At 70.1% G+C, this 20304-nt stretch carries 14 protein-coding genes and 1 pseudogene; 9 read left to right on the plus strand and 6 right to left on the minus strand.

Going from position 1 to position 20304, the window contains the following annotated elements; all coding sequences use genetic code 11:
* Positions 1-85 precede the first annotated feature (85 nt).
* From Q8X39_RS14505 to Q8X39_RS14525, 5 genes are all read left to right on the plus strand, one after another.
* Positions 86-3355, plus strand: coding sequence for a site-specific DNA-methyltransferase (locus tag Q8X39_RS14505; RefSeq protein WP_305750393.1), 3270 nt, complete (start codon positions 86-88; stop codon positions 3353-3355).
* The gene (locus Q8X39_RS14510) at positions 3352-6174 is read left to right on the plus strand and encodes a BPTD_3080 family restriction endonuclease (RefSeq protein WP_305750394.1); all 2823 of its coding nucleotides are present in this window, start codon (positions 3352-3354) and stop codon (positions 6172-6174) included. Before Q8X39_RS14505 ends, Q8X39_RS14510 begins: the two co-directional genes overlap by 4 nt.
* A 145-nt stretch (positions 6175-6319) precedes the next feature.
* Positions 6320-6694 (plus strand): DUF779 domain-containing protein, encoded by a 375-nt coding sequence (locus Q8X39_RS14515; RefSeq protein WP_305750395.1) that lies wholly within the window; start codon positions 6320-6322, stop codon positions 6692-6694.
* A gap of 14 nt (positions 6695-6708) precedes the next feature.
* The gene (locus tag Q8X39_RS14520; RefSeq protein WP_305750396.1) at positions 6709-7335 is read left to right on the plus strand and encodes a LysE family translocator; all 627 of its coding nucleotides are present in this window, start codon (positions 6709-6711) and stop codon (positions 7333-7335) included.
* A gap of 60 nt (positions 7336-7395) precedes the next feature.
* On the plus strand, positions 7396-7728 hold the full coding sequence (locus Q8X39_RS14525; RefSeq protein WP_305750397.1) for a DUF805 domain-containing protein: 333 nt from the start codon (positions 7396-7398) through the stop codon (positions 7726-7728).
* On the opposite strand, the gene Q8X39_RS14530 is transcribed toward Q8X39_RS14525, so the two are convergent.
* Entirely contained in the window at positions 7729-8574 is an 846-nt protein-coding gene (locus Q8X39_RS14530) for an SDR family oxidoreductase (protein WP_305750398.1), read from the minus strand.
* A gap of 92 nt (positions 8575-8666) precedes the next feature.
* Between Q8X39_RS14530 and Q8X39_RS14535 the strand changes: the two genes are divergently transcribed.
* The 3 genes from Q8X39_RS14535 to Q8X39_RS14545 are packed head-to-tail and all read left to right on the plus strand — an operon-like array spanning position 8667 to position 12409.
* Positions 8667-9185 (plus strand): winged helix-turn-helix transcriptional regulator, encoded by a 519-nt coding sequence (locus tag Q8X39_RS14535; protein ID WP_369538110.1) that lies wholly within the window; start codon positions 8667-8669, stop codon positions 9183-9185.
* Positions 9186-9229: 44 nt separating this feature from the next.
* Positions 9230-10969 (plus strand): ABC transporter permease, encoded by a 1740-nt coding sequence (locus Q8X39_RS14540; protein ID WP_305750399.1) that lies wholly within the window; start codon positions 9230-9232, stop codon positions 10967-10969.
* A 9-nt stretch (positions 10970-10978) separates the two neighbouring features.
* Positions 10979-12409, plus strand: a complete 1431-nt coding sequence (locus Q8X39_RS14545; protein WP_305750400.1) for an ABC transporter ATP-binding protein — start codon at positions 10979-10981, stop codon at positions 12407-12409.
* Positions 12410-12444: 35 nt separating this feature from the next.
* On the opposite strand, the gene Q8X39_RS14550 is transcribed toward Q8X39_RS14545, so the two are convergent.
* A complete protein-coding gene (locus Q8X39_RS14550; protein WP_305750401.1) occupies positions 12445-14070 on the minus strand; it encodes a diguanylate cyclase domain-containing protein in 1626 nt (541 codons plus the stop codon).
* 336 nt (positions 14071-14406) lie between these two features.
* Here Q8X39_RS14550 and Q8X39_RS14555 point away from each other — a divergent pair.
* Positions 14407-14718, plus strand: a pseudogene (locus Q8X39_RS14555) (VF530 family protein); the annotation flags it as partial.
* A 138-nt stretch (positions 14719-14856) separates the two neighbouring features.
* Here the strand turns inward: Q8X39_RS14555 and Q8X39_RS14560 are convergent.
* The 4 genes from Q8X39_RS14560 to Q8X39_RS14575 all read right to left on the minus strand — a co-directional run bounded on the left by Q8X39_RS14560 (position 14857) and on the right by Q8X39_RS14575 (position 20274).
* Complete coding sequence (locus Q8X39_RS14560) at positions 14857-17223, minus strand: putative bifunctional diguanylate cyclase/phosphodiesterase (protein WP_305750402.1); 2367 nt, start codon at positions 17221-17223, stop codon at positions 14857-14859.
* Between the two features lie 162 nt (positions 17224-17385).
* Positions 17386-17769 carry a carboxymuconolactone decarboxylase family protein gene (locus tag Q8X39_RS14565; protein WP_305750403.1) on the minus strand — a complete coding sequence of 128 codons (384 nt, stop codon included), beginning with the start codon at positions 17767-17769 and terminating at the stop codon, positions 17386-17388.
* A gap of 124 nt (positions 17770-17893) precedes the next feature.
* Complete coding sequence (locus Q8X39_RS14570) at positions 17894-19063, minus strand: HupE/UreJ family protein (RefSeq protein ID WP_305750404.1); 1170 nt, start codon at positions 19061-19063, stop codon at positions 17894-17896.
* A complete protein-coding gene (locus tag Q8X39_RS14575) occupies positions 19060-20274 on the minus strand; it encodes a hypothetical protein (RefSeq protein ID WP_305750405.1) in 1215 nt (404 codons plus the stop codon). The genes Q8X39_RS14570 and Q8X39_RS14575 overlap by 4 nt, the downstream gene beginning before the upstream one ends.
* Positions 20275-20304: the final 30 nt, after the last annotated feature.

Raw genomic sequence — 20304 nt, forward strand, 5'->3', positions numbered from 1 at the left:
GCCTGTCGACGGTCTCGCTTGGATATCTTGCCTGCGGTCGACTGTTAATCTTCGAGTTTCAAGCGATCGATATCAGGGACGAAACATGGGTCAGGCGCGTCTGGACAAGCTCGAAGGCATTCTTCTGGATCTCCTGCCGGTCGACGGCAGCAACCTCGGCAACGGCCAGCTCCAGACACGCTGGATCACGGCCGCGGCGGCCGCCGGCGAGGACGTCACCGAAGCCGACTTCACCGCCCTGCGCGAGGACCTCGTCGCACGCGGGAAGGTGGTGAAGGGCCGCGGGCGGGGTGGTTCCACAGGCCGGGCGGCGGCTGCGGCGCCCGATGCGGCGGCCTTCGATCTCCAGTCCGTCCAGCCGGACGATGAAGAGGCCGCCGAGCCGACGCTGGCCGCGTCGCGCAAGGCGCGTTCGACCGCTCCGAGGCCCCGAGTCGCCGACGAGGGCGATGCCCAGGTGCTGAGCTACCGCCATACCGACCGCCGCAAGAACAATCCCGAGGTCGGCCTCGTCAGCGAAGCCAGCGACCCGCAGCAGCCCAAGCAGGCCTGGGCCTACAACCCGCACCTGGACCCGGTGCTGAACTTCGATTCCAGCCGCGCCGAGCTGGAGAACCAGGTGGCCGATGCGCTGGCATCCGGCGACCCGGCCGTGATGAAGGCCGCGCTCGAAGAGATCCAGCGCCGTGGCGCGCCCTACCTGCAGTGGGCGGGCAAGGCCGAGCGCACCCGCTTCGAGGTCGACACCGTCAGCCTGCACGTGCACGAGCGCATCGACCCGATGAGCATCCTGTCGGCGGTCCGCCAGGGCGGCCCCGGCGAGAAGAACGCGAAGCCGGCCCGGGATCAGGACCAGGCCCGGATGCGCCAGGCCAGCCTGTTCGAGGCCCCCTTCGAGGCCCTGCCGCTGCGCGACGCGGTGGACTTCTATCGCCACGACAAGGGCTGGGCCAACCGCCTGGTCAGCGGCGACAGCCTACAGGTGATGAACAGCCTGCTGGTCAAGGAGGGCATGGCAGGGCAGGTGCAGATGGTCTATATCGACCCGCCTTATGGCATCAAGTACGGCAGCAATTTCCAGCCCTTCGTGGGCAAGCGCGACGTCAAGGACAAGAGCGACGCGGATCTGACCCAAGAACCCGAAATGATCAAGGCGTTTCGGGATACTTGGGAGCTGGGTATTCATTCCTATCTAAGTTACCTGCGTGATCGACTTCTTGCGGCGCGAGAACTGTTGGCAGAGTCGGGTAGCCTATTCGTCCAGATTTCCGATGAAAACCTCCACCATGTGCGCGAGATCATGGACGAAGTGTTCGGTCCTGACAATTTTGTCAGCGTCGTTGTTGTACAAAAGACGGGAGGACAAACCTCAGAGCTGCTTTCAAATATCGCTGACTACCTTGTTTGGTTCGCTAAAGATAAGTCGAGTTTGAAGTACCGACAGATCTACCTTGATAAAGTTTCCGGTCAGGGCCATGGCTCAGGAGAGCGATACAACCTATCCGATCGTGACGGCCGTGCCTACCGCTGGTCGCCGCTCGTTTCTAACCGGCCTCCGGGCTCGTTTGATGTGCAGTTTCAAGGAAAGCCTTGGGGCCCTAGCGGAGGGTACTGGAAGACTGGCGAAGTGGGCTTTTCTCGCTTGATTATGTCCGGCCGTATCAGCGGCGGGAAGAAGACTCTTCAATACAAGCGGATGCTCGAAGACTTTCCCGCCTACGAGATCTCGAATGTATGGTCCGACGTCGCCGGAACTTCTGACAAGGTATACGTAGTGCAAACTGCGCTGGCCGTCTTGCAGCGCTGCATTTTGATGTGCACTGATCCTGGTGATATTGTCCTCGATCCGACATGCGGGTCCGGCACCACGGCTGTTGTTGCCGAAAAGTGGGGCCGCCGTTGGATCACCTGCGATACCTCCCGCGTCGCCGTCACGCTCGCCAAGCAGCGCCTGATGACCGCCAGCTTCGACTACTACGAACTGGCCTACCCGCATGAGGGACTGAAAGGCGGGTTCATCTACAAGACGGTGCAGCACGTCACCCTGAAGTCGATCGCCAACAACGCCGACATCGACGCCATCTACGAGCGGCTGCATCCGGGCATCGAAGAGGCCCTGAGCCGGCTGAATCTGGCCTTGGACAAGCATCCGCCGCTGGAACTGATGCTGGTCACCGAAGGCGTGCGCAAGGGTCAGAAGCTGAAGCTGGGCAAGGCCGGCGTCGCGCTGCATGAGTGGGAGGTGCCTTTCCCTGGCGACGACGGGGCGCTGCCGCTGGGCTGGCCGGCCGAGCTGCGCGAGCCCTTCGAGGCCTTCCATGCCGCCCGCCAGCGCATGCAGGCCGAGATGGACCGCTCCATCGCCGCCAATGCCGACAACGAGACGCTGTACGACCAGCCCGAGAAGAGCCGCACCAAGCTGCGCATCACCGGCCCGTTCACGGTCGAGGCCGTGCCCTTCCCGACGGTGCTGGGCCTGGAGGCCGCCGAGGGCGGCCAGGCCTCGGACGGAACCACGCCCACCGAGGACCAGGCGTGGCAGAACAGCATCGCCCGCAGTGGCGAGAGCCACCGCCAGCAGCAGTGGCGCGATGAGCTGCTGAAGACCGGCATCCGCGGCAAGGGCGGCCAGAAGCTCGAGTTCTCCGAACTGGAGGTGATGGCCGGCACCACCTGCCTGCACGCCACCGGCACGCTGGCCGAAACCGGCGAGCGGGTGGTGGTGAGCTTCGGTCCCGAGCATGGCGCGCTGGAGCAGCGCCAGGTCGAGCATGCGTTGAACGAGGCGGGTGAACTCTTTCCTCGCCCGAAGATGATCGTGTTCTGCGCCTTCACCTTCGATCCGGAAGCGGCCAAGGACATCGACGCGCTCAAGGGCATCACCGCGCTGAAGGCGCAGATGAACACCGACCTGCTGACCGAGGACCTGAAGAAGGCGCGCTCCAGCAACCAGAGCTTCTGGCTGATGGGCCAGCCCGACGTGGCCCTGACCCAGACGGCCGACGGCCTGTGGCGGGTGGAGGTGAACGGCTTCGACTACTTCGACACCGTCCAGGGCGAGCTGATCTCCGGCGGCAAGGGCAAGATCGCCATGTGGAGCCTGGACACCGACTACGACGGTCGCAGCCTGTTCCCGCACCAGGTGTTCTTCCCCATGGCCGGCAAGGACGAGGGCTGGAAGAAGCTGAAGAAGACCATCCGCGCCGAGCTGGACGAGTCGCTGCTCGACCAGTTCCACGGCACCGTCTCGCTGCCCTTCGAGGCCGGCAAGCACGGCAAGGCGGCGGTCAAGATCGTCGATGACCGGGGCATCGAGTCGTTGAAGATCCTGCCGCTGGTGAAGGGTGCGGCATGAGGCGCCCCGGCAACGTCATCATCAACTCGCCCTTCCTCGTCCCGCAGCGCCATTGGCAGCAGCAGAACGACGGCACGTTGGCGCTCATCGACGGCCGCCGGCCGGCCAGCTACGAGATCTACGACGTCCGCAACAACACGCGGCGCGTGGAGGTGTTGGATCAGGTCAACGAGATCCGCAGCCGCGTCGACGCCTGGCGTGCCGACGACTACTCCGGCGTGACGGCGGTGACGCGCCAGCTTCTGGCGCACTGGCACGACCAGGCGGCCGGCGTGCGCACCCATGCCTTCTATTTCTGCCAGCTGGAGGCGGTGGAGACGCAGATCTGGTGGGTGGAGGCTGCCGCGTCCTACCGGCAGGGCGTCTTCCTGCAGGGCGACGGCGGACCGTTCGAGCGGGTCTGCAACAAGATGGCCACCGGCTCGGGCAAGACCGCCGTGATGGCGATGCTCATCACCTGGCAGGTGCTCAACGCGGTCACCTACCCGAAGCGCCACAAGGACTTCTCGCGCGCCGTGTTCGTCGTGGCGCCCGGACTGACGGTCAAGGGCCGGCTCAAGGTGCTCTACCCCGGCGAGCCGGGCAATGCCTACGACGAGTTCGTCACCTGCCCGTCGGATGCGCTGCGCAGCAAGCTCAACCAGGCCGAGATCCTGGTGGAGAACTGGCACACGCTGATGCCGCTGAAGGAGCCCGACCGATCGGTGGTGAAGAAGGGCAAGGAGCCCGACGAGGTGTTCACCCGGCGCGTGCTGGGCAAGCTGGCCTCGTTCAAGGACATCGTGGTCATCAACGACGAGGCCCACCACGCCTACCGCAAGCCCGCCGACGTGAAGATCGGCAAGGCCGAGGCCGAGCGCCTCGGCATCGACCTGGACGAGGCGACGCGCTGGATCGAGGGACTGGACCGCATCCACAAGACTCGCCGCATCCAGCGCTGTTTCGACCTGTCGGCCACCCCGTTCGCGCCGACCGGCAGGACCAACACCGAGGAAGGCCTGTTCACCTGGGTGGTCAGCGACTTCGGCCTGAACGACGCGATCGAGGCCGGCCTGGTCAAGACGCCACGGGTGGTGGTGCGCGACGACGCGCTGCCGAACGCGCAGACCTACCGGTCCAAGCTCTACCACCTGTACCGCGAGCCCGAGGTGCAGGAAGACCTGAACCGCCGGGGCGCCGAACCTCATGAGGCCTTGCCCAAGCTCGTGCAGGACGCCTACACGCTGCTGGGCGCCGATTGGCGCGCTGCGTTGCTGGACTGGCGCGCGGCAGGACATGCCTCGCCCCCGGTGATGCTGACCGTCTGCAACCGCGTCGAGACGGCCGCGCGCATCGAGCACTACCTCAACCACGGCGATGCGCACTGGACCGAGCTGCGGGCGCCGGAGCGCACCTTGCGGGTCGATTCCAGGGTGCTGGAGAAGGCCGAGATCGGTGAGAAGGCAGCCAGCAGCCCGGAGTACCTCAACCGCCTGCGCGACATCGTCCGCGCGGCCGGCTTGCCGAAGGACCGCGAAGAGCGCCTGCTGTCGCTGGACAAGGAAGACCTGCTGCGCGCCATCGTGGACAGCGTGGGCAAGCAGGGTCAGGCCGGCCAGGCCCTGCAGAGCGTCATCTCGGTGGCGATGCTGTCCGAGGGCTGGGACGCCAAGAACGTCACCCACATCATGGGTCTGCGCGCCTTCACCAGCCAGCTGCTGTGCGAGCAGGTGATCGGCCGCGGCCTGCGCCGCGTCGGCTACGACCGCGACGAGAACGGCCTGTTCACGCCCGAGTACGTCAACGTCTTCGGCGTGCCGCTGTCGGTGTTCGTGGATGCCGGCGAAGGCGGCGAGACGCCGCCGCCGCCCAAGCCCAGCACGCAGATCGAGTCGCTGCCCTCACGCAACGAGCTGGAAGTGCGCTGGCCCAACCTGCTGCGGGTCGATGCGGTGGTCAAGCCCGTGCTGGCGGTGGACTGGAGCGCCGTGTCCACCTTGCGCCTGGACCCCGCCGCCACGCCGATCAGTGCCGAGCTGGCACCGGCCGTCGGCGGCGCGACCGACCTCGGCAAGACGACGAGCATCGACCTGGAGAAGCTGCCGGAAGACTTCCGCGCGCAGCGCATCATCTTCCAGGCCGCTCGCAAGGCCTTCGACCAGATGAGCGGGCGATTCAAGGGCAACCGCGCGTACCTGGTCTTCCAGCTGATCCGCCTGGTCGAGCAGTTCATCAGCCCGGAGACCGGCAAGCTGGACATCCCCAGCCTTTACCACCGCGACGGCCTGCGCCGCCGCATCCTGATCGCGCTGAACGCCGATCTTGTCGTGCAGCACCTGATCAAGCACGTCGAGCAGCAGAACGTCGCGAGCATCGAGCCGGTGTTCGACCCCGAGCAGCCGATCGGCTCGACCCGAGCCATGCGCACCTGGTACACGACCAAGGCCAACCAGCCGACGAAGAAGTCGCAGATCAGCCATGTGGTGGGCGACAGCTCGTGGGAGATCTACGCGGCCAACATCTTCGAGAGCAGCGAGCTCATCACGGCCTACGCCAAGAACGATCACCTCGGCTTCCAGATCATCTACCTGTGGGGCGGATCTCGTCGTCGCTTCCTGCCCGACTTCATCGTGCGCCTGGCCAACGGCAAGACGCTGGTGCTGGAGATCAAGGGCGAGGACTCGCCGCAGAACGTCGCCAAGCGCGATGCGCTGAAGCACTGGGTCGATGCCGTCAACGCGAAGGGCGGCTTTGGCACGTGGTGCTGGGATGTGGCGTTCGAGCCGGCGCAGGTGCATGACATCGTGCGTCGGCATGGCGCGGTGGGCGCGCTCGGCTAGGCGTCAAGTTGCTCGGCGGACCTGAATCGCGTCGGGGCGATGCCATGGATCCGGGGATGGCGGATCGGACAGCGTCAGGCTCGCTGTGAACCGCTCCTCGACCCCCTTCCTATACTCCGCGCGCCCATCCGTCCGGAGCCCCCGCATGCCCGCCGTCCAACGTGTCATCACCACCCCCGCCGCCCAGGCGCTGATCGAGTTGCTGCGGGAGCGGCATGGGGCGATCTACTTCTATCAGAGCCACGGTTGCTGCGACGGCAGCACGCCCATGCTGTTTGCGCCGGGTGAGATGCCGATCGCGGCGGACGACGTGCTGTTCGCGACCGTGCATGGCGTGCCCTTCTGGGCCGGACGCACGCAGGCCGACTACATGCAGGGCACGCAGCTGACGCTGGACGTCGGCCAGGGCAGCCTGGGCACGATGTCGCTGGAGAACGAGGAGGGCGTCTATTTCCGCACCCGCACCCGGCTGTGGAACGACGAGGAATCGGCCTGGCTCGCGGCACATCCGCTGACCTGAATCGAGGGACCGCCATGCCCAGCCTCGACACCTTGCTCGTCTTCTTCGCCGCCTCGGCCGCGCTGGCCCTGGCACCCGGTCCGGACAACCTGTTCGTGCTGACGCAGTCGGCGCTGCACGGCCGGCTGGCGGGCTGGCTGGTGACGCTGGGCCTGTGCACCGGGCTGATCGTGCACACCGCCGCGGTCGCGCTGGGCGTGGCGGCGGTGTTCCAGACCTCGGCGCTCGCCTTCGACCTGCTGAAGTGGGCCGGCGCGGCCTACCTGCTCTACCTGGCCTGGGGCGCCTGGCGGGCCGGCGCCAGCGCGCTGCCCGACGGGGAACGCGCGCCGCTGGGCCCACGCGCGCTGTATCTGCGCGGCATCGTCATGAACGTGACCAACCCGAAGGTGGCGATCTTCTTCCTGGCCTTCCTGCCGCAGTTCGCCGATCCGGCACGCGGCCCGCTGGCCGGCCAGGTGCTGGTGCTGGGTGCCGTCTTCATGCTGGCCGCGCTGACCGTGTTCGGTGCCATCGCCTGGGCGGCCGGCCACATCGGCCACTGGCTGCGGGGCTCGCCGCGTGCGCAGGTGGTGATGAACCGCGTCGCGGCCGGCGTGTTTGTCGCGCTGGCCGGCCGCCTGGCGCTCAGCTCGCGCTGAATGCGGGCCCACGTCGCGCGGCGGCCACGCCCCCGATCGATCCACTGACGAAAGACCCCGATGGGCTTCACCGACGCCGTCCGCACCTGCTTCACGAAATACGTCGACTTCAAGGGCCGCGCCAGCCGCTCCGAGTTCTGGAACTGGGCGCTGTTCAACCTGATTGCCTCGATCGTGCTGGGCATCCTGAGCGACCGGCTGTCGCTGGCCTTCGCGGTGGCGACGCTGCTGCCCTACATCGCGGTGGCGACGCGCCGCCTGCACGACACCGGGCGCGGCGGCTGGGCGCAGCTGGTCGGCCTGATCCCGCTGATCGGCTGGATCGTGGTCCTGGTCTGGCTGGTGCGTCCGGGCGAGCCGGGGCCGAACCGCTACGGCCCCGAGCCGTCCTGATCAGGCCAGCGCCTGGGCCACCGCGGCCGACAGCGGCGTGGTCGGGCGGCCGATCAGGCGCGACAGCGCATGGCTGTCGTCGAACAGCACGCCCTTGGTGATCTCGAAGTCCCACTCGGCCAGCGCGGCAGCCAGCCAGCCCGGCAGGCCAAAGCTGGCCAGCGCGGCGGCGTGGTCGGCCGGCGGCAGGTCCTTGTAGGGGATGGCCTTGCCGCTCTGGCGCGAGATCTCGGCCGCCAGGTCCGACAGCGTGTAGGCGACGTCGCCGGCCAGTTCGTAGGTCTTGCCCTCGTGGCCGGCGGTGGTCAGCACCGCGACGGCGGCGGCGGCGTAGTCGGCCCGGGTCGCGCCGGCGATGCGGCCGTCGCCGGCGCTGCCGATGAAGGCACCGGCGGCAACCGCGCCCTTGGCCGAGACGGTGTGGTTCTCGATGTACCAGCTGTTGCGCAGCAGCGTGTGGGCGATGCCGGAGGCACGCAGCATGGCCTCGGTCTCGACGTGCTCGGCGGCCAGGCTCAGCGTCGACGTGTCGGCCCGCAGCAGGCTGGTGTAGACGATGTGCTTCACGCCCGCCGCCTTCGCCGCGTCGATCACCGCACGGTGCTGGGCGCTGCGCTGGCCGACCTCGCTGGACGAGATCAGCAGCAGCGTGTCGACGCCGGCCAGCGCGGCGGGCAGGGTCTCGGGGCGGCTGTAGTCGGCCTCGCGGGCGGGCACGCCCAGGTCGGTAGCCTTGGCCGGCGTGCGCACCAGCGCGACGATGTCGCCGGCCGGCACCTTGGCCTTGAGTTGTTCGACGACGAGGCGGCCGAGCTGGCCGGTGGCTCCGGTGATGGCGATGGTCATGTCGTGGCTTCCTGCACTTGCGGGGTGTGTTGAAGAAGCACACACTTTAAGTTAGCCACAAACTTTTCGTAAGTACGTACGCCGAGGTAAGGATGACCAGCTTTGACAAGACCGGCAAGGCCAGCAAGACCAGCAAGACCGGCAAGACCCCTGCCATGACCACCGGCCCGTCCCGCCCGCGCCGCAGCGCCCAGGCCGACGACGACGGCAACCCGTCCAGCGCCCTGCTGGCCGCCCATCGCGGCAACCTGCTGGCCGAGGCCTGCCCGTCGCGCGAGGTGCTCAAGCACGTCACCAGCCGCTGGGGCGTGCTGGTGCTGATGGTGCTGGAGACCGGCACGCACCGCTTCAGCGAGCTGCGCCGCAGCATCGGCGGGGTCAGCGAGAAGATGCTTGCGCAGACGCTGCAATGGCTGGAGAGCGACGGCCTGGTCGAGCGCATCGCCTACGACGTGGTGCCGCCGCACGTCGACTACAGCCTGACCCCGCTGGGCCAGGAGGCGGCCGAGAAGGTGCGCCAGCTGTCCGACTGGATCGAGGTCAACCTGCCACGCGTGATGGCCGCCCAGGCCGGCCGCGCGGTCCCGGCCGGCGACGGGCTCGGTGCTTGAGCCCGGCGGGAATGTGCCGCCCATGAATTGCCCATGAGCCGCCCATGAGCCGCCCCCAGACCTTCTTCACCCGCACCGTCGTCGAGGCCGGCGGCAACCGCTGGGACTGGGCCCTGCTGCCCATCGTGCTGGGCCTGCTGGTGGCGCTGGCCTACGGCGCACGCCAGATGGCCGTGCCCTACCAGGTCGGGCAGGCGATGCCGATCTCGCTGGACCTGCGCGAGCTGCCCTACGACCTGCTGCGCACGACGCTGCGCATGTTCCTGGCGCTGGCCGCCTCGCTGCTGTTCGCGATCGTCTTCGCGGTCGCCGCCACCCGCTCGCGCACGGCCGAGAAGGTGCTCGTGCCGCTGCTGGACATCCTGCAGTCCATTCCGATCCTGGGCTTCCTGTCGATCACGGTCACCGGCTTCATCGCGCTGTTCCCGGGCAACCTGTTCGGGGTCGAGTGCGCCGCCGTGTTCGCGATCTTCACGTCGCAGGCCTGGAACATGGCCTTCAGCCTCTACCAGTCGCTCAAGACCGTGCCGGCCGAGCTGGTCGAGGCGGCCGAGGTCTTCCAGCTCTCCGCCTGGCAGCGCTTCTGGCGCCTGGACCTGCCCTGCGCGACGCCGGCGCTGCTGTGGAACATGATGATGTCGATGTCCGGCGGCTGGTTCTTCGTGGTCGCCTCGGAGGCGATCTCGGTGTCCAACCAGAGCATCAAGCTGCCGGGCATCGGCTCCTGGATCGCCGCAGCCATCGAGGCCCGCGACCTGCACGCGATCGGCTGGGCGGTTGCCGCGATGGGCGTGGGCGTGCTGCTCTACGACCAGCTGTTCTTCCGCCCGCTGCTGGCCTGGGCCGACAAGTTCCGCTTCGAGGAGACCGGCTCGGCCGACGCGCCGCGCTCCTGGCTGCTCGACGGCTGGCGGCGCACCCGGCGCCTGCGCGCGCTCGGCGAGGCGCTGGTGCGGCCGCTGGACCGCTCGATCGCGCTGCTGCGGCGGCGTCACGACGGCACCTCGATGCGGGCCCGGCCTCGCCTGCTGTGGCTGCCGTGGCTGCCCTGGCAACGCCTGGCCGACGCCCTGATCGGTGCGGCCGCGCTGATCGCGCTGTGGCAGCTGGTGGCCTTCATCCACACCGAGGTCGGCTGGCGCGAGGCCGGCCACGTCTTCGCGCTGGGCGCCATCACGCTGCTGCGGGTGACGGTGCTGATCGCGCTGGCCGCGCTGGTCTGGGTGCCCATCGGCATCTGGATCGGCCTGAACCCGCGCATCGCCGGCCGGGTGCAGGCGCTGGCGCAGTTCCTGGCGGCCTTCCCGGCCAACCTGATGTTCCCGGTCGCGGTGCTGCTGATCCTGACGTACCGGCTCGACCCGGACCTGTGGCTGTCGCCGCTGATGATCCTGGGCACGCAGTGGTATCTGCTGTTCAACGTGATTGCCGGCGCCTCGACCATCCCGACCGAGCTGCGCGACGCGGCCGCCAACCTCGGCCTGCGCGGCCTGCTGAAGTGGCGCCGCTACCTGCTGCCGGCGGTCTTCCCGAGCTTCGTGACCGGCGCGATCACCGCCAGCGGCGGGTCGTGGAACGCCAGCATCGTGGCCGAGTCGGTCAGCTGGGGCGACACCACCCTGCAGGCGCAGGGGCTGGGCGCCTACATCGCGCAGATGACCGCCATCGGCGACTTCCCGCGCATCGCGCTGGGCATCGGCGTGATGTGCGTCTACGTCATGGCGCTGAACCACTTCGTCTGGCGCCGCCTGTGGCGCCTGGCCGAAGACCGCATGCATTTCTGAGTGAGCGCCATGAATCCGCCCATCGTCGAACTGCGCCGCGTCGGCAAGGCCTTCCAGGCCGCCGACGGCGCGCCGCGCACCGTCCTGGCCGATGTCGACTTCACGCTGCGCGAGAACGAGATCGTCGCGCTGCTGGGCCAGTCCGGCTCGGGCAAGTCGACGCTGCTGCGCATCATTGCGGGCCTGATTCCGGCCGACCGCGGCGAGGTGCTCTACCGCCAGCAGCCGCTGCACGGTACGGCGCGCGGCATCGGCATGGTGTTCCAGTCCTTCGCGCTGTTCCCGTGGCTGACGGTGCAGCAGAACGTCGAGCTGGGCCTGGAGGCGCGCGGCATGGCGGGCGCCGAACGCGCGCGCCGCGCGGCCCAGGCGATCGGGCTGATCGGCCTGCAGGGCTTCGAGGGCGCGCTGCCGCGCGAGCTGTCCGGTGGCATGCGCCAGCGCGTGGGCATCGCGCGGGCGCTGGTGGTCGAGCCCGACGTGCTGCTGATGGACGAGGCCTTCTCGGCCCTGGACGTGCTGACCGGCGAGCGCCTGCGCGACGAGATCCTCGACCTGTGGACCGCGCGGCAGATGCCGACCCGCTCGATGCTGATCGTCTCGCACAGCATCGAGGAGGCCGTGATGATGGCCGACCGGGTGCTGATCCTCGCCAGCGACCCGGGCCGCGTGCGCTACCAGATGAGCGTGGGCCTGCCGCGTCCGCGCGACCCCGACGGCGCCGACGTGCGCGCGCTGGTCGACGAGATCTACGGCGTCATGACCGCTGGCCGGGTGCGGCCGGTGCCGGCCGTCTTTCCCGCTGCGACCGCTGCGACCGATGCGACCGATGCGACCGCTGCGACCGCTGCGGCTGCGCTGGCCCCGGTCGGCGAGGAAGCCGAACCGCTGCGGCTGGACCACCGCCTGCCGCAGGCCGACATCGGCCGCATGGAAGGCCTGCTCGAACGCCTGCATGCGGCGCCCTTCCACGGCCGCGCCGGCCTGCCCCGGCTGGGCGAGGACACCGAGCTGACCGACGAGGACCTGCTGCCGCTGACCGAGGCGCTGGCGCTGCTGGGCCTGGCCCAGCTCGAACGCGGCGACCTGTCGTTGACGCCGCTGGGCAAGCGCTACGTCGAGGCCGAGCATGCCGAGCGCCAGAGCCTGTTCGGCCGCCAGCTGCTGAGCCAGGTCCCGCTGGCCGCCCACATCCACCACAGCCTGCACCAGGAGCCCGGCCGCGAGCTGCCGCAGGGCCCGTTCCTGCACCTGCTGCGCGACAGCCTCGATGCCGAGGAAGCCGAACGGGTGCTGCGCGTGGCCATCGAATGGGGCCGCCACGGCACGGCCTACGACTACGACTACCGCACCGGCCGCATCCAGCTGCCCGAGGGCGCGGCCAGCCTGGCGGCGAAGACCTCGTCCCAGCCGCCATCGCCGCCGACACCGCCGGCCTGACGGGCTCAGGCCGGATCAGGCTGGATCAAGCGGGATCAGGCGGGCAAAGGCGCCAGCCGCATGCAGTTGCGACCCTCGGCCTTGGCGCGGATCAGCCCGACGTCGGCATGCCGCAGCAGCGCCGCGACGCTGCTGGCGTGCATCGGATGCAGCGCCAGCCCGATGCTGGTGCCGACCTGCACCCGCACGCCGCCGGGCAGCAGGACCGGTTCGCGCACGACGCTGAGCGTGCGCTCGATCACCGGCTGGCATTCGCTCAGGTCGATCAGGTCGGGCAGCACCATGACGAACTCGTCGCCGCCGATCCGTGCCACCGTGTCGCCGGCCCGCACCGTCTGCTGGAGCCGGTCGGCGATGACGCGCAGCACGGTGTCGCCGGCCTCGTGCCCATGCTGGTCGTTGACGGCCTTGAAGCCGTCCAGGTCGAGGTAGCAGACGGCCACCAGGCGCTCGTCGCGGTCGGCGCGATGGATCGCCATCAGCAGCCGGTCGGCCAGCAGCAGGCGGTTGGGCAGGCCGGTCAGGCTGTCGTGGAAGGCGATGTGCTCGACCTGGGCCTGGTGCTGCTTCATCGGCGTCACGTCGATGAACATCCACAGCGACAGGCCCTCGCTGCCGACGCCGTCCTCGCCATGGCCGGGCAGCGCCATGCCGCTGAGGTCGACCCAGACCAGCGTGCCGTCGCGCCGGCACATCCGCACCTGCTGGCGCCAGGTGCGGCCCTCGCGCAGCGCGACATAGCCGGTGCGGCCGATCTCGTCGAAGGCGTCGTCGTCCGGGTAGAGCCGGCGGGTCGACTGGCCGACCAGCTCGCCGGGCTCGAATCCGAACATGGCCTCGAAGGCCCGGTTCTTCCAGACCACCCGCCGGTCGCGCAGCTTGACGATGCCGATCAGCTCGTTGTCGAGCATGGCCTCCTGCTCGCGGTTGAGCCGCTGCAGCTGCTGGCGCAGCGCGTGCGGCTCGGTGATGTCGCGGCCGACCGCCTGGCGGCTGGTCACCCGGCCTTGCGCGTCGAACTCGGCATGGACGCGGAACTGCAGCCAGCGCCGACGGCCATCGGCGGCCAGCAACGGGACCTCGATGCTGACCTCCGGGTTCTCGGGCGAGAGCCGCGCCAGCTCGACATCGACCGCCTGCCGGTCACCGGCCCGCAAGGGCGACTGCCACACCTGGCCCAGCACGGCCTCGCGCCGGAGACCCAGCAGCGCGCAGGCCGCGTCGTTGATGTAACGCACGCGCTGCTCGGCATCGAGCCTCAGGATCACGTCGGACTGGTCGTGCAGCACCCGCCGCAGCTCGTCGCGGGCGCCGGCCAGCTCGCCGTTGGCGCGGCGCAGGTTCTCGATCAGGGTGCCGATGCCCAGCGTCATCAGCACGAACAGCAGGGTGGCGCCGACCCGGCCGACGCTGGGCTCCCAGATCGACCGCGGCGAGCCGAAGTAGTAGTAGCCCAGCAAGGCACTCAGCCCGACCGCCCAAAGGCCCGGCCCGCGACCGAAGAGCAGGAAGGTGACGATCGCCGCCGGGTAGAAGGTCAGGTAGGCCTGCGGCACATCTCCGGAATCGATCAGCCAGCGCAGCAGCCAGGCGGCATAGACCAGTCCTGTGGCGACCAGGTAGGGAAGGACCGGCCACGGCGGGCGGGGAGACAGGGGCATGGCGCGGGCGCTGGCTTGGGCGTGGGCGTGGAACGGCAGCGGCTCGGCCGGCCCTGCAGGCCAGCCGGCGCATCGAGGCGGTGTCTCATGGTTTTCGGCTCCCTGCCCGCCAGCCTAAAGGCAGGCACAGGGCTGTCCGTGGCCGCAACCCGGCCCGGATTTGCGGTCGATCAAGGACGATCGATGGCAGGCGGCGAATCCGGCTTGCGCCGCGCCCGAACTGGCAAGGCCGCACGCCGCTGCGGCCCAGGCCCGTCGCGCACATCGCGCCCATCGCGTGACGCGCTTCGACCGGCGCGCCCGACTCGGGCGATGATCCGCGCCATGAACGCCACGATGCCCGACCCGGACCAGCCGGCCGATGCCGCGCCGCAAGCCGCACCCGACCCGGCCGATCCGGCCGCCGAAACCCCTGCCCAGGCCGCCGAGCGCCAGGCCCGCAACCCGCTGCATGGCCTGACGCTCGAACGCATCCTGACCGACCTGGTGGCGCACTACGGCTGGCCCGGCCTGGGCCAGCGCATCACGCTGCGCTGCTTCACCAGCGAGCCCAGCATCGCGTCGAGCCTGAAGTTCCTGCGCAAGACGCCGTGGGCGCGCGAGAAGGTCGAGAGCCTCTACCTCTTCATGCTGCGCGAACAGAAGCGCGGCCACACCGCGCCGCCACGCCACAAGGGGCCCGCCCGTGGTGCCGGCCCGCGCCGCGAGCGGCCGGCCACGGCGCGCAGCACCGACCGACCCTTCCTGCGCTCGCGCTGAGGCGCGTCGGCGAGGCCGCCCCGCGGCTCACCCCAGCCCGGCCTCGAAGTCCTCGATCGCCTCGGGGCGGCCGAAGAGGTAGCCCTGGAAGTGCTCGCAGCCGCTGGCGATCAGGAGATCGCGCTGGGCGGCGGTCTCGACGCCTTCGGCGATCACGTCCAGGCCCATGCCGCGACCGAGCGTGATGACGGTGCGCACGATGGCCGCGTCGTTGGCGTTGTCCGGTGTCTCGCGCACGAAGGACTGGTCGATCTTGAGCTGGTCCAGCGGCATGCGCTGCAGGTAGGCCAGCGACGAGAAGCCGGTGCCGAAGTCGTCCAGCGCGAAACGCACGCCCAGGGCCTTCAGGCGGTGCATGTGCTCGACCACCCGTTCGACGTCGTGTGCCATCGCGCTCTCGGTCAGCTCCAGCTTGAGGCGGCGCGGATCGGCCCGGTGCGCGCTCAACGCCTGCTCGACCTGGCCGACGTAGCCGAGCTGGATGAACTCGCGCGCGCTGACGTTGATCGACAGCACCAGCTCCCGCGTCTGCGGGCGCTCGGTCCAGCGCTGGATCAGCCGGCAGGCGGTCTCGAGCACCCACTGGCCGATCGGCAGGATCAGGCCGTTCTCCTCGGCCAGCGGGATGAAGCGTGCCGGCGAGACCAGCCCCATCACCGGATGACGCCAGCGCACCAGCAACTCCGCGCCGATGACCCGGCCCTCGACATCGACCTGGCGTTGCAGCACCGCATGCAGCTGGTCGGGGATCGCCCCGCGCAGCTGGCTCTCGAGCTGCACGCGCTCGTCCAGCGCGATCTGCATCGACCGGTCGAACACGCAGACCGGACCGTGTTCGGAGCGCTTGGCCTCGAACATCGCGACCTCGGCATGCTGCAGCACGTCGGCCACGCCCAGCGGCTGGTCGCCAAACAGGCGCACGCCGACCGACGCCTTGACGTGGCCGCGTTCGCCCTCGAGGTCGACCGGGCGGCGGATCAGCGCGAGCAGCTCGCGGGCCTTGGCCTCGGCGCGCTCGCGCGCGATGGCCTCGTCGCGGCCCAGGTCGCGCATCAGCAGCACGAACTCGTCGCTGCCCATGCGCGCGAGCGTGTCGCCGGGCCGCAGGTTCTCGCCCAGCCGGCGCGCGACGGCGATCAGCAGCTGGTCGCCGACCTCGTGGCCGCGGGTGTCGTTGAAGTCGCTGAAGTCGTCCAGGTCGATCAGCAGCACCGCCCCGCGTTCGGAGTCCCGCGCCAGCGCCTGGCCCAGCCGCTCGCCCAGCTGGCGCCGGTTGGCCAGGCCGGTCAGCACGTCCTGGAAGGCCAGCTGGTGCATGACCTTGCCGAGCACGGCGGTCTCGTCGTGGCCACCCGGCCGGTCCGCGACCGTCGCCGGCGTCGGCGCGGTTTCCCGGGACTGGTGCAGCCGGGCCGCGTCGGCCAGCGCGACGATGGGCCGCACCACGCGGCCGGAGAGGACCCAGGTGATTGCCCCGAAGCCCAGCGCCGCGAACGCGCAGACCAGCAGCAGCAGGCTGCGGCCCTCGCGGATCGGCGCCTCGGCGTGACGCACCGGCTCGCGCACGATCACGATCCAGCTCAGGCCGACGTCGGTGTTGCGGAAAGGGACTGGTGCCTTGACGGTGAGGTAGTCGCTGGCGCTGGCCGGATCGGCCGCCAGCTGGGCCAGCGTGTCGACCTTGATGCTGGCCGGGCGCATCAGCAGTTCGCCCGCCGGGTTGGAGATCAGGATCTCGATCGGACCGGTCTTGTCGACGTCTTCGAGTGCGGACGTGACGATGGTCTGCGCCCAGTCCCAGTAGAGGTGGGCGCCCAGCACGCCGCTGACCGCGCCGCTGGCGTCGAAGACCGGCACGGCGACGTCGACGAAGCGCGGCGGCTCGCCGTCCGGGCCCATCGGCAGCAGCGGCGCGAGCAGCTTGGCCTGGTGCGGGTCGCCGATGAAGGAGCCCTGCATGCCGCCGATGAACCAGGGCCGCTCACGGACGTCGCGGCCTTCCAGCATCTTGCCGCTGGCCGCGCGCACGATGCCCTGTGCATCGGTCAGGCCGAGCCAGGCGTAGTCGGGCTGGCGGCGCTTCAGGCGGTCGAAGGGCACGCGGATGGCGTCCGGGTCCTTCAGGCGCGACAGGCTGATCAGGTCGGCCAGCAGCGAGACCTCGTGATGCCGGTTCTCGAGGTCATCGACCAGCGTCGACGCGATGCGGTGGGCCGTCACGTGCAGCGTGTCCCGGACCGCCGCCCGGGCCGCCCGTTCCCAGCGCCACTCCATGCTGAAGGTGACCAGCGAGCCGAAAACGATCCCGCTCAGGGCCATCACCAGCGAGTAGCGCGCACGCACGCTGCGCATGGGTGACAGGGCCTGCAGGAAAGCGCGAGGACGGGAACTCATCTCGGGTACGGACCGGCCGCCTGTGGTGGCCGACTGGGTGAATCCGGCGACGATGTTGCCCGCTTGTGCGCGAGCGGGGAAGTCGCGTGTCCGTCCACGCATGCCGATCGGCCGGCAACCCCTCACGTTTGGCGGGCCGATCCGGGCACATCCTGACGAGGATCAAGCGGCGGGCGGCCCGGCCGGCGACACCTCGCGCTCGCCGCCGAACTGCTCGTAGGCCTGCAGGGCCTTGGCGGCGTACATCAGCGACGGACCCCCGCCCATGTAGACGCACATGCCGAGCATCTCCTCGAATTCGGCACGACGGGTGCCCAGCTTGACCAGCGCCTCGGCATGGAAGCCGATGCACGGATCGCAGCGCGCGGCCACCGACAGCGCCATCGCGATCAGCTCCTTGTTCTTCTTGTCCAGGGCAGCGGGCCGACCGGCGGCCTGTGCCAGCGCGGCGAAGCCGCGCATCGTGTCGGGGATGTCGGCCCGCAGTCGGGCCATGCTGGCGCTGATCGAGGCGGTCAGCTCGCGGTAGTCGACGGAGTCGCTCATGTCGGTCCTCGGGGTGGGTTTGCGGCGCGGTCCGGTGCCGTGCCGGAAGCAAACATCATCGCTTGCTGATATGGCAATTGACAGGCTCCGATCGGCCTTGCGCTTGATCCGGCGCAAGCCCGGCTCAGGGCGTGATCAGGCGCAGGTCGAAGACCCGCTCGACCAGCCAGACCAGCGCCAGCGCGAGCGTCAGCAGCGAGCCACCGACCAGCACGCCGCGGCGGTAGAAGGTCGTGTCGCGGATCCGGAAGGCCAGCGGCAGGAACAGCGCGACGAGGGCGATCTGGCCCAGCTCGACGCCGATGTTGAAGCCCACCAGCGCCAGCGCCAGTGCCTCGCGCGACAGGCCCAGTCCGGCCAGCACGCTGGCGAAGCCGAAGCCGTGGATCAGGCCGAAGCCGAAGGCCGCCAGCCAGCGCCGCTCGCGCACGATCGGGTACAGGTTGTTGGCGGCCGCGAGCACGACGGTCAGCGCGATGGCCGACTCGACCAGCCGCGACGGCAGCGAGATCCAGCCGAAGGTCGCCAGGCTCAGCGACAGCGCATGCGCGGCCGTGAAGGCCGTGATCACCGCCAGCACGCCGCCGCTCGCCCCGCCCAGGCCGGCCACGCCGCGCCAGGCCTTGCCCTCGCGCACCAGCACGGCCGGCAGCAGCAGCGCAACCAGGAACAGCGCGTGGTCGTAGCCCAGCCAGATGTGCCACATGCCTTCGACGATGTACTGACCCAGCGTGGTCCAGCGCGACGCCTGCGCCGCGTCGATGCGCTGCTCCGGCCGCTCGGGCGAGAACACCAGCGCCTGGGTCGTGCCATCCAGCGTCAGGCGGACCAGGCCGCGGTGCATCGCGTCCTGCTCGAACAGCAGCCGGTAGCCCACGCGCAGCGGACCGCTGGCCTGCGGGCAGCTGCCGGTCAACGGCAGCACCGCATAGGTGCCGTCGGTGTGCTGGTCGACCTGCAGCGCGCCGACCGCCAGGCGGCAGGGCTCGGCCGAGGTCGTCCCGCGCGTGAGGCTGAGGTTGCGCAGCGCCCAGCCGGCCAGCGCGTCGCGGCGCTGGCGCAGCTCGCCCCAGGTGATCTGACCGTCGCCGCCGGCCTCGCCGCCGTCCAGGCCGATGGCAACGTCGATGTCGCGCAGCGCCACGTCGAGCTGGCCGCGCACCTGTGCGCCCGTGACGTCCAGGCTCAGGTAGGCGTCGCTGGCCTTGTGGGCGGACGCGGCGCCCGCCCCGGCCAGCAGCGCCAGCGTCCACGCCAGCCAGAGCAGCCGGCCCCATCCGACGCGCGCCCTCACGAGCGCACCGCCGGCTTCAGGTCGGTCGCGCCGAGCCGCCGGGCCAGCTCCCGCAGGTGGACGTCCTCGAAGCCGCTGCGCCGCAGCCAGGCGATGGCCGGCTCGGCGGCGGCCGGGTCGCTTGCGGCCAGCGCGCATTCGAGCAGCACACGCGCATCCCGCGGTTCACGCTGCACGCCGTAGTTGGCGCGGGCCAGCGCCAGCGCCCGGGCCGCATCGCCGCGCAGGCCGCGCCAGTAGCGCGCCTCCTCGGCGCGGTGGGTCGTGTCGCCGCGCAGGCCGGCGGCGGCGAAGCGCTCGGCCAAGGTGTCCAGGCGGGCCTGCAGGCCGGGCAGCTTCAAGGCGGCCTCGGCCTCGGCGATGCGCAGCAGCAGCGGGTCGGCGTTGTCCCAGCCGGCCAGCAGGCGCAGCACCTCGGCCGGCCGGCCCTGGTCGAGCAGGAAGTCGGCATGGGCGGCCAGCAGGTAGGCGTCGTCCAGGCCCAGCTGCTGCGCGGCGCGGTAGTGACGCTCGGCCTCGGCTGGCCGGCCGCGCCAGCCGGCGACCTCGGCGCGGCGGGCCAGGAACCACAGCCGTGTCTCGGGCAGCGCGGCCTCGGCCTCGGCCTTCGCCAGCGTGCGTTCGGCCTGCGCGAGCTGGCCGCCGTAGGCCTGCGCCAGGCCCAGGCAGGCCGCCTGCAGGATGTCGCGCTTCAGGCGGCCGAGCGCGTCGCACTCGGCCCGTGCCGCGCCCAGGTCGGCCTGGACCAGGAAGATCGCGCCGCGCCAGGCATGCGCCTCGGCCAGCGCCGGATCGCGCTGGAGGGCGGCGGCCAGGTCGGCCAGCGCGCCGTCGAAGTCATGCCGGTACTGGCGCAGCTGGCCGCGCAGGCTCAGCCATGCGGCCGACGCCTCGGCCGCCGGTCCGGCGACCCGGCGCAACTCGGCCTCGGCCTGGCCGACCGGGCGCGGATCGCCCTGCGCGAGGGCCTGCGCGAACAGGAAGTCGGCCAGCTGGAGCGCGGCATCGATGCTGGCCGGTTCGCGCCGGGCCGCCTGCCGCAACGCGGCCAGCTCGCCGCGACCGCGCGCACCGGCCTGGATCGGCAGGCGTTCGAGCACCTCCGTGTCGTCGCTCGGCGTGCGCGGCGCCGCCTGCACCAGGGAGGTCAGGGCTGCCGGCAGCAGCGCCAGAAAACCCGTCAGAAACAAGGATTTAGCTTGGGTTTTCATGCGTCGCTATATTAGCCACGCGGCATGAAG

It is taken from the genome of Leptothrix discophora (assembly GCF_030705305.1).
Taxonomy (GTDB): domain Bacteria; phylum Pseudomonadota; class Gammaproteobacteria; order Burkholderiales; family Burkholderiaceae_C; genus Sphaerotilus; species Sphaerotilus discophorus.

Coding starts and splice junctions, on each gene's coding strand:
- Q8X39_RS14505 (WP_305750393.1), top strand. CDS start 86: ATGGGTCAGGCGCGTCTGGACAAGCTCGAAGGCATTCTTCTGGATCTC.
- Q8X39_RS14510 (WP_305750394.1), top strand. CDS start 3,352: ATGAGGCGCCCCGGCAACGTCATCATCAACTCGCCCTTCCTCGTCCCG.
- Q8X39_RS14515 (WP_305750395.1), top strand. CDS start 6,320: ATGCCCGCCGTCCAACGTGTCATCACCACCCCCGCCGCCCAGGCGCTG.
- Q8X39_RS14520 (WP_305750396.1), top strand. CDS start 6,709: ATGCCCAGCCTCGACACCTTGCTCGTCTTCTTCGCCGCCTCGGCCGCG.
- Q8X39_RS14525 (WP_305750397.1), top strand. CDS start 7,396: ATGGGCTTCACCGACGCCGTCCGCACCTGCTTCACGAAATACGTCGAC.
- Q8X39_RS14530 (WP_305750398.1), bottom strand. CDS start 8,574: ATGACCATCGCCATCACCGGAGCCACCGGCCAGCTCGGCCGCCTCGTC.
- Q8X39_RS14535 (WP_369538110.1), top strand. CDS start 8,667: ATGACCAGCTTTGACAAGACCGGCAAGGCCAGCAAGACCAGCAAGACC.
- Q8X39_RS14540 (WP_305750399.1), top strand. CDS start 9,230: ATGAGCCGCCCCCAGACCTTCTTCACCCGCACCGTCGTCGAGGCCGGC.
- Q8X39_RS14545 (WP_305750400.1), top strand. CDS start 10,979: ATGAATCCGCCCATCGTCGAACTGCGCCGCGTCGGCAAGGCCTTCCAG.
- Q8X39_RS14550 (WP_305750401.1), bottom strand. CDS start 14,070: ATGCCCCTGTCTCCCCGCCCGCCGTGGCCGGTCCTTCCCTACCTGGTC.
- Q8X39_RS14560 (WP_305750402.1), bottom strand. CDS start 17,223: ATGAGTTCCCGTCCTCGCGCTTTCCTGCAGGCCCTGTCACCCATGCGC.
- Q8X39_RS14565 (WP_305750403.1), bottom strand. CDS start 17,769: ATGAGCGACTCCGTCGACTACCGCGAGCTGACCGCCTCGATCAGCGCC.
- Q8X39_RS14575 (WP_305750405.1), bottom strand. CDS start 20,274: ATGAAAACCCAAGCTAAATCCTTGTTTCTGACGGGTTTTCTGGCGCTG.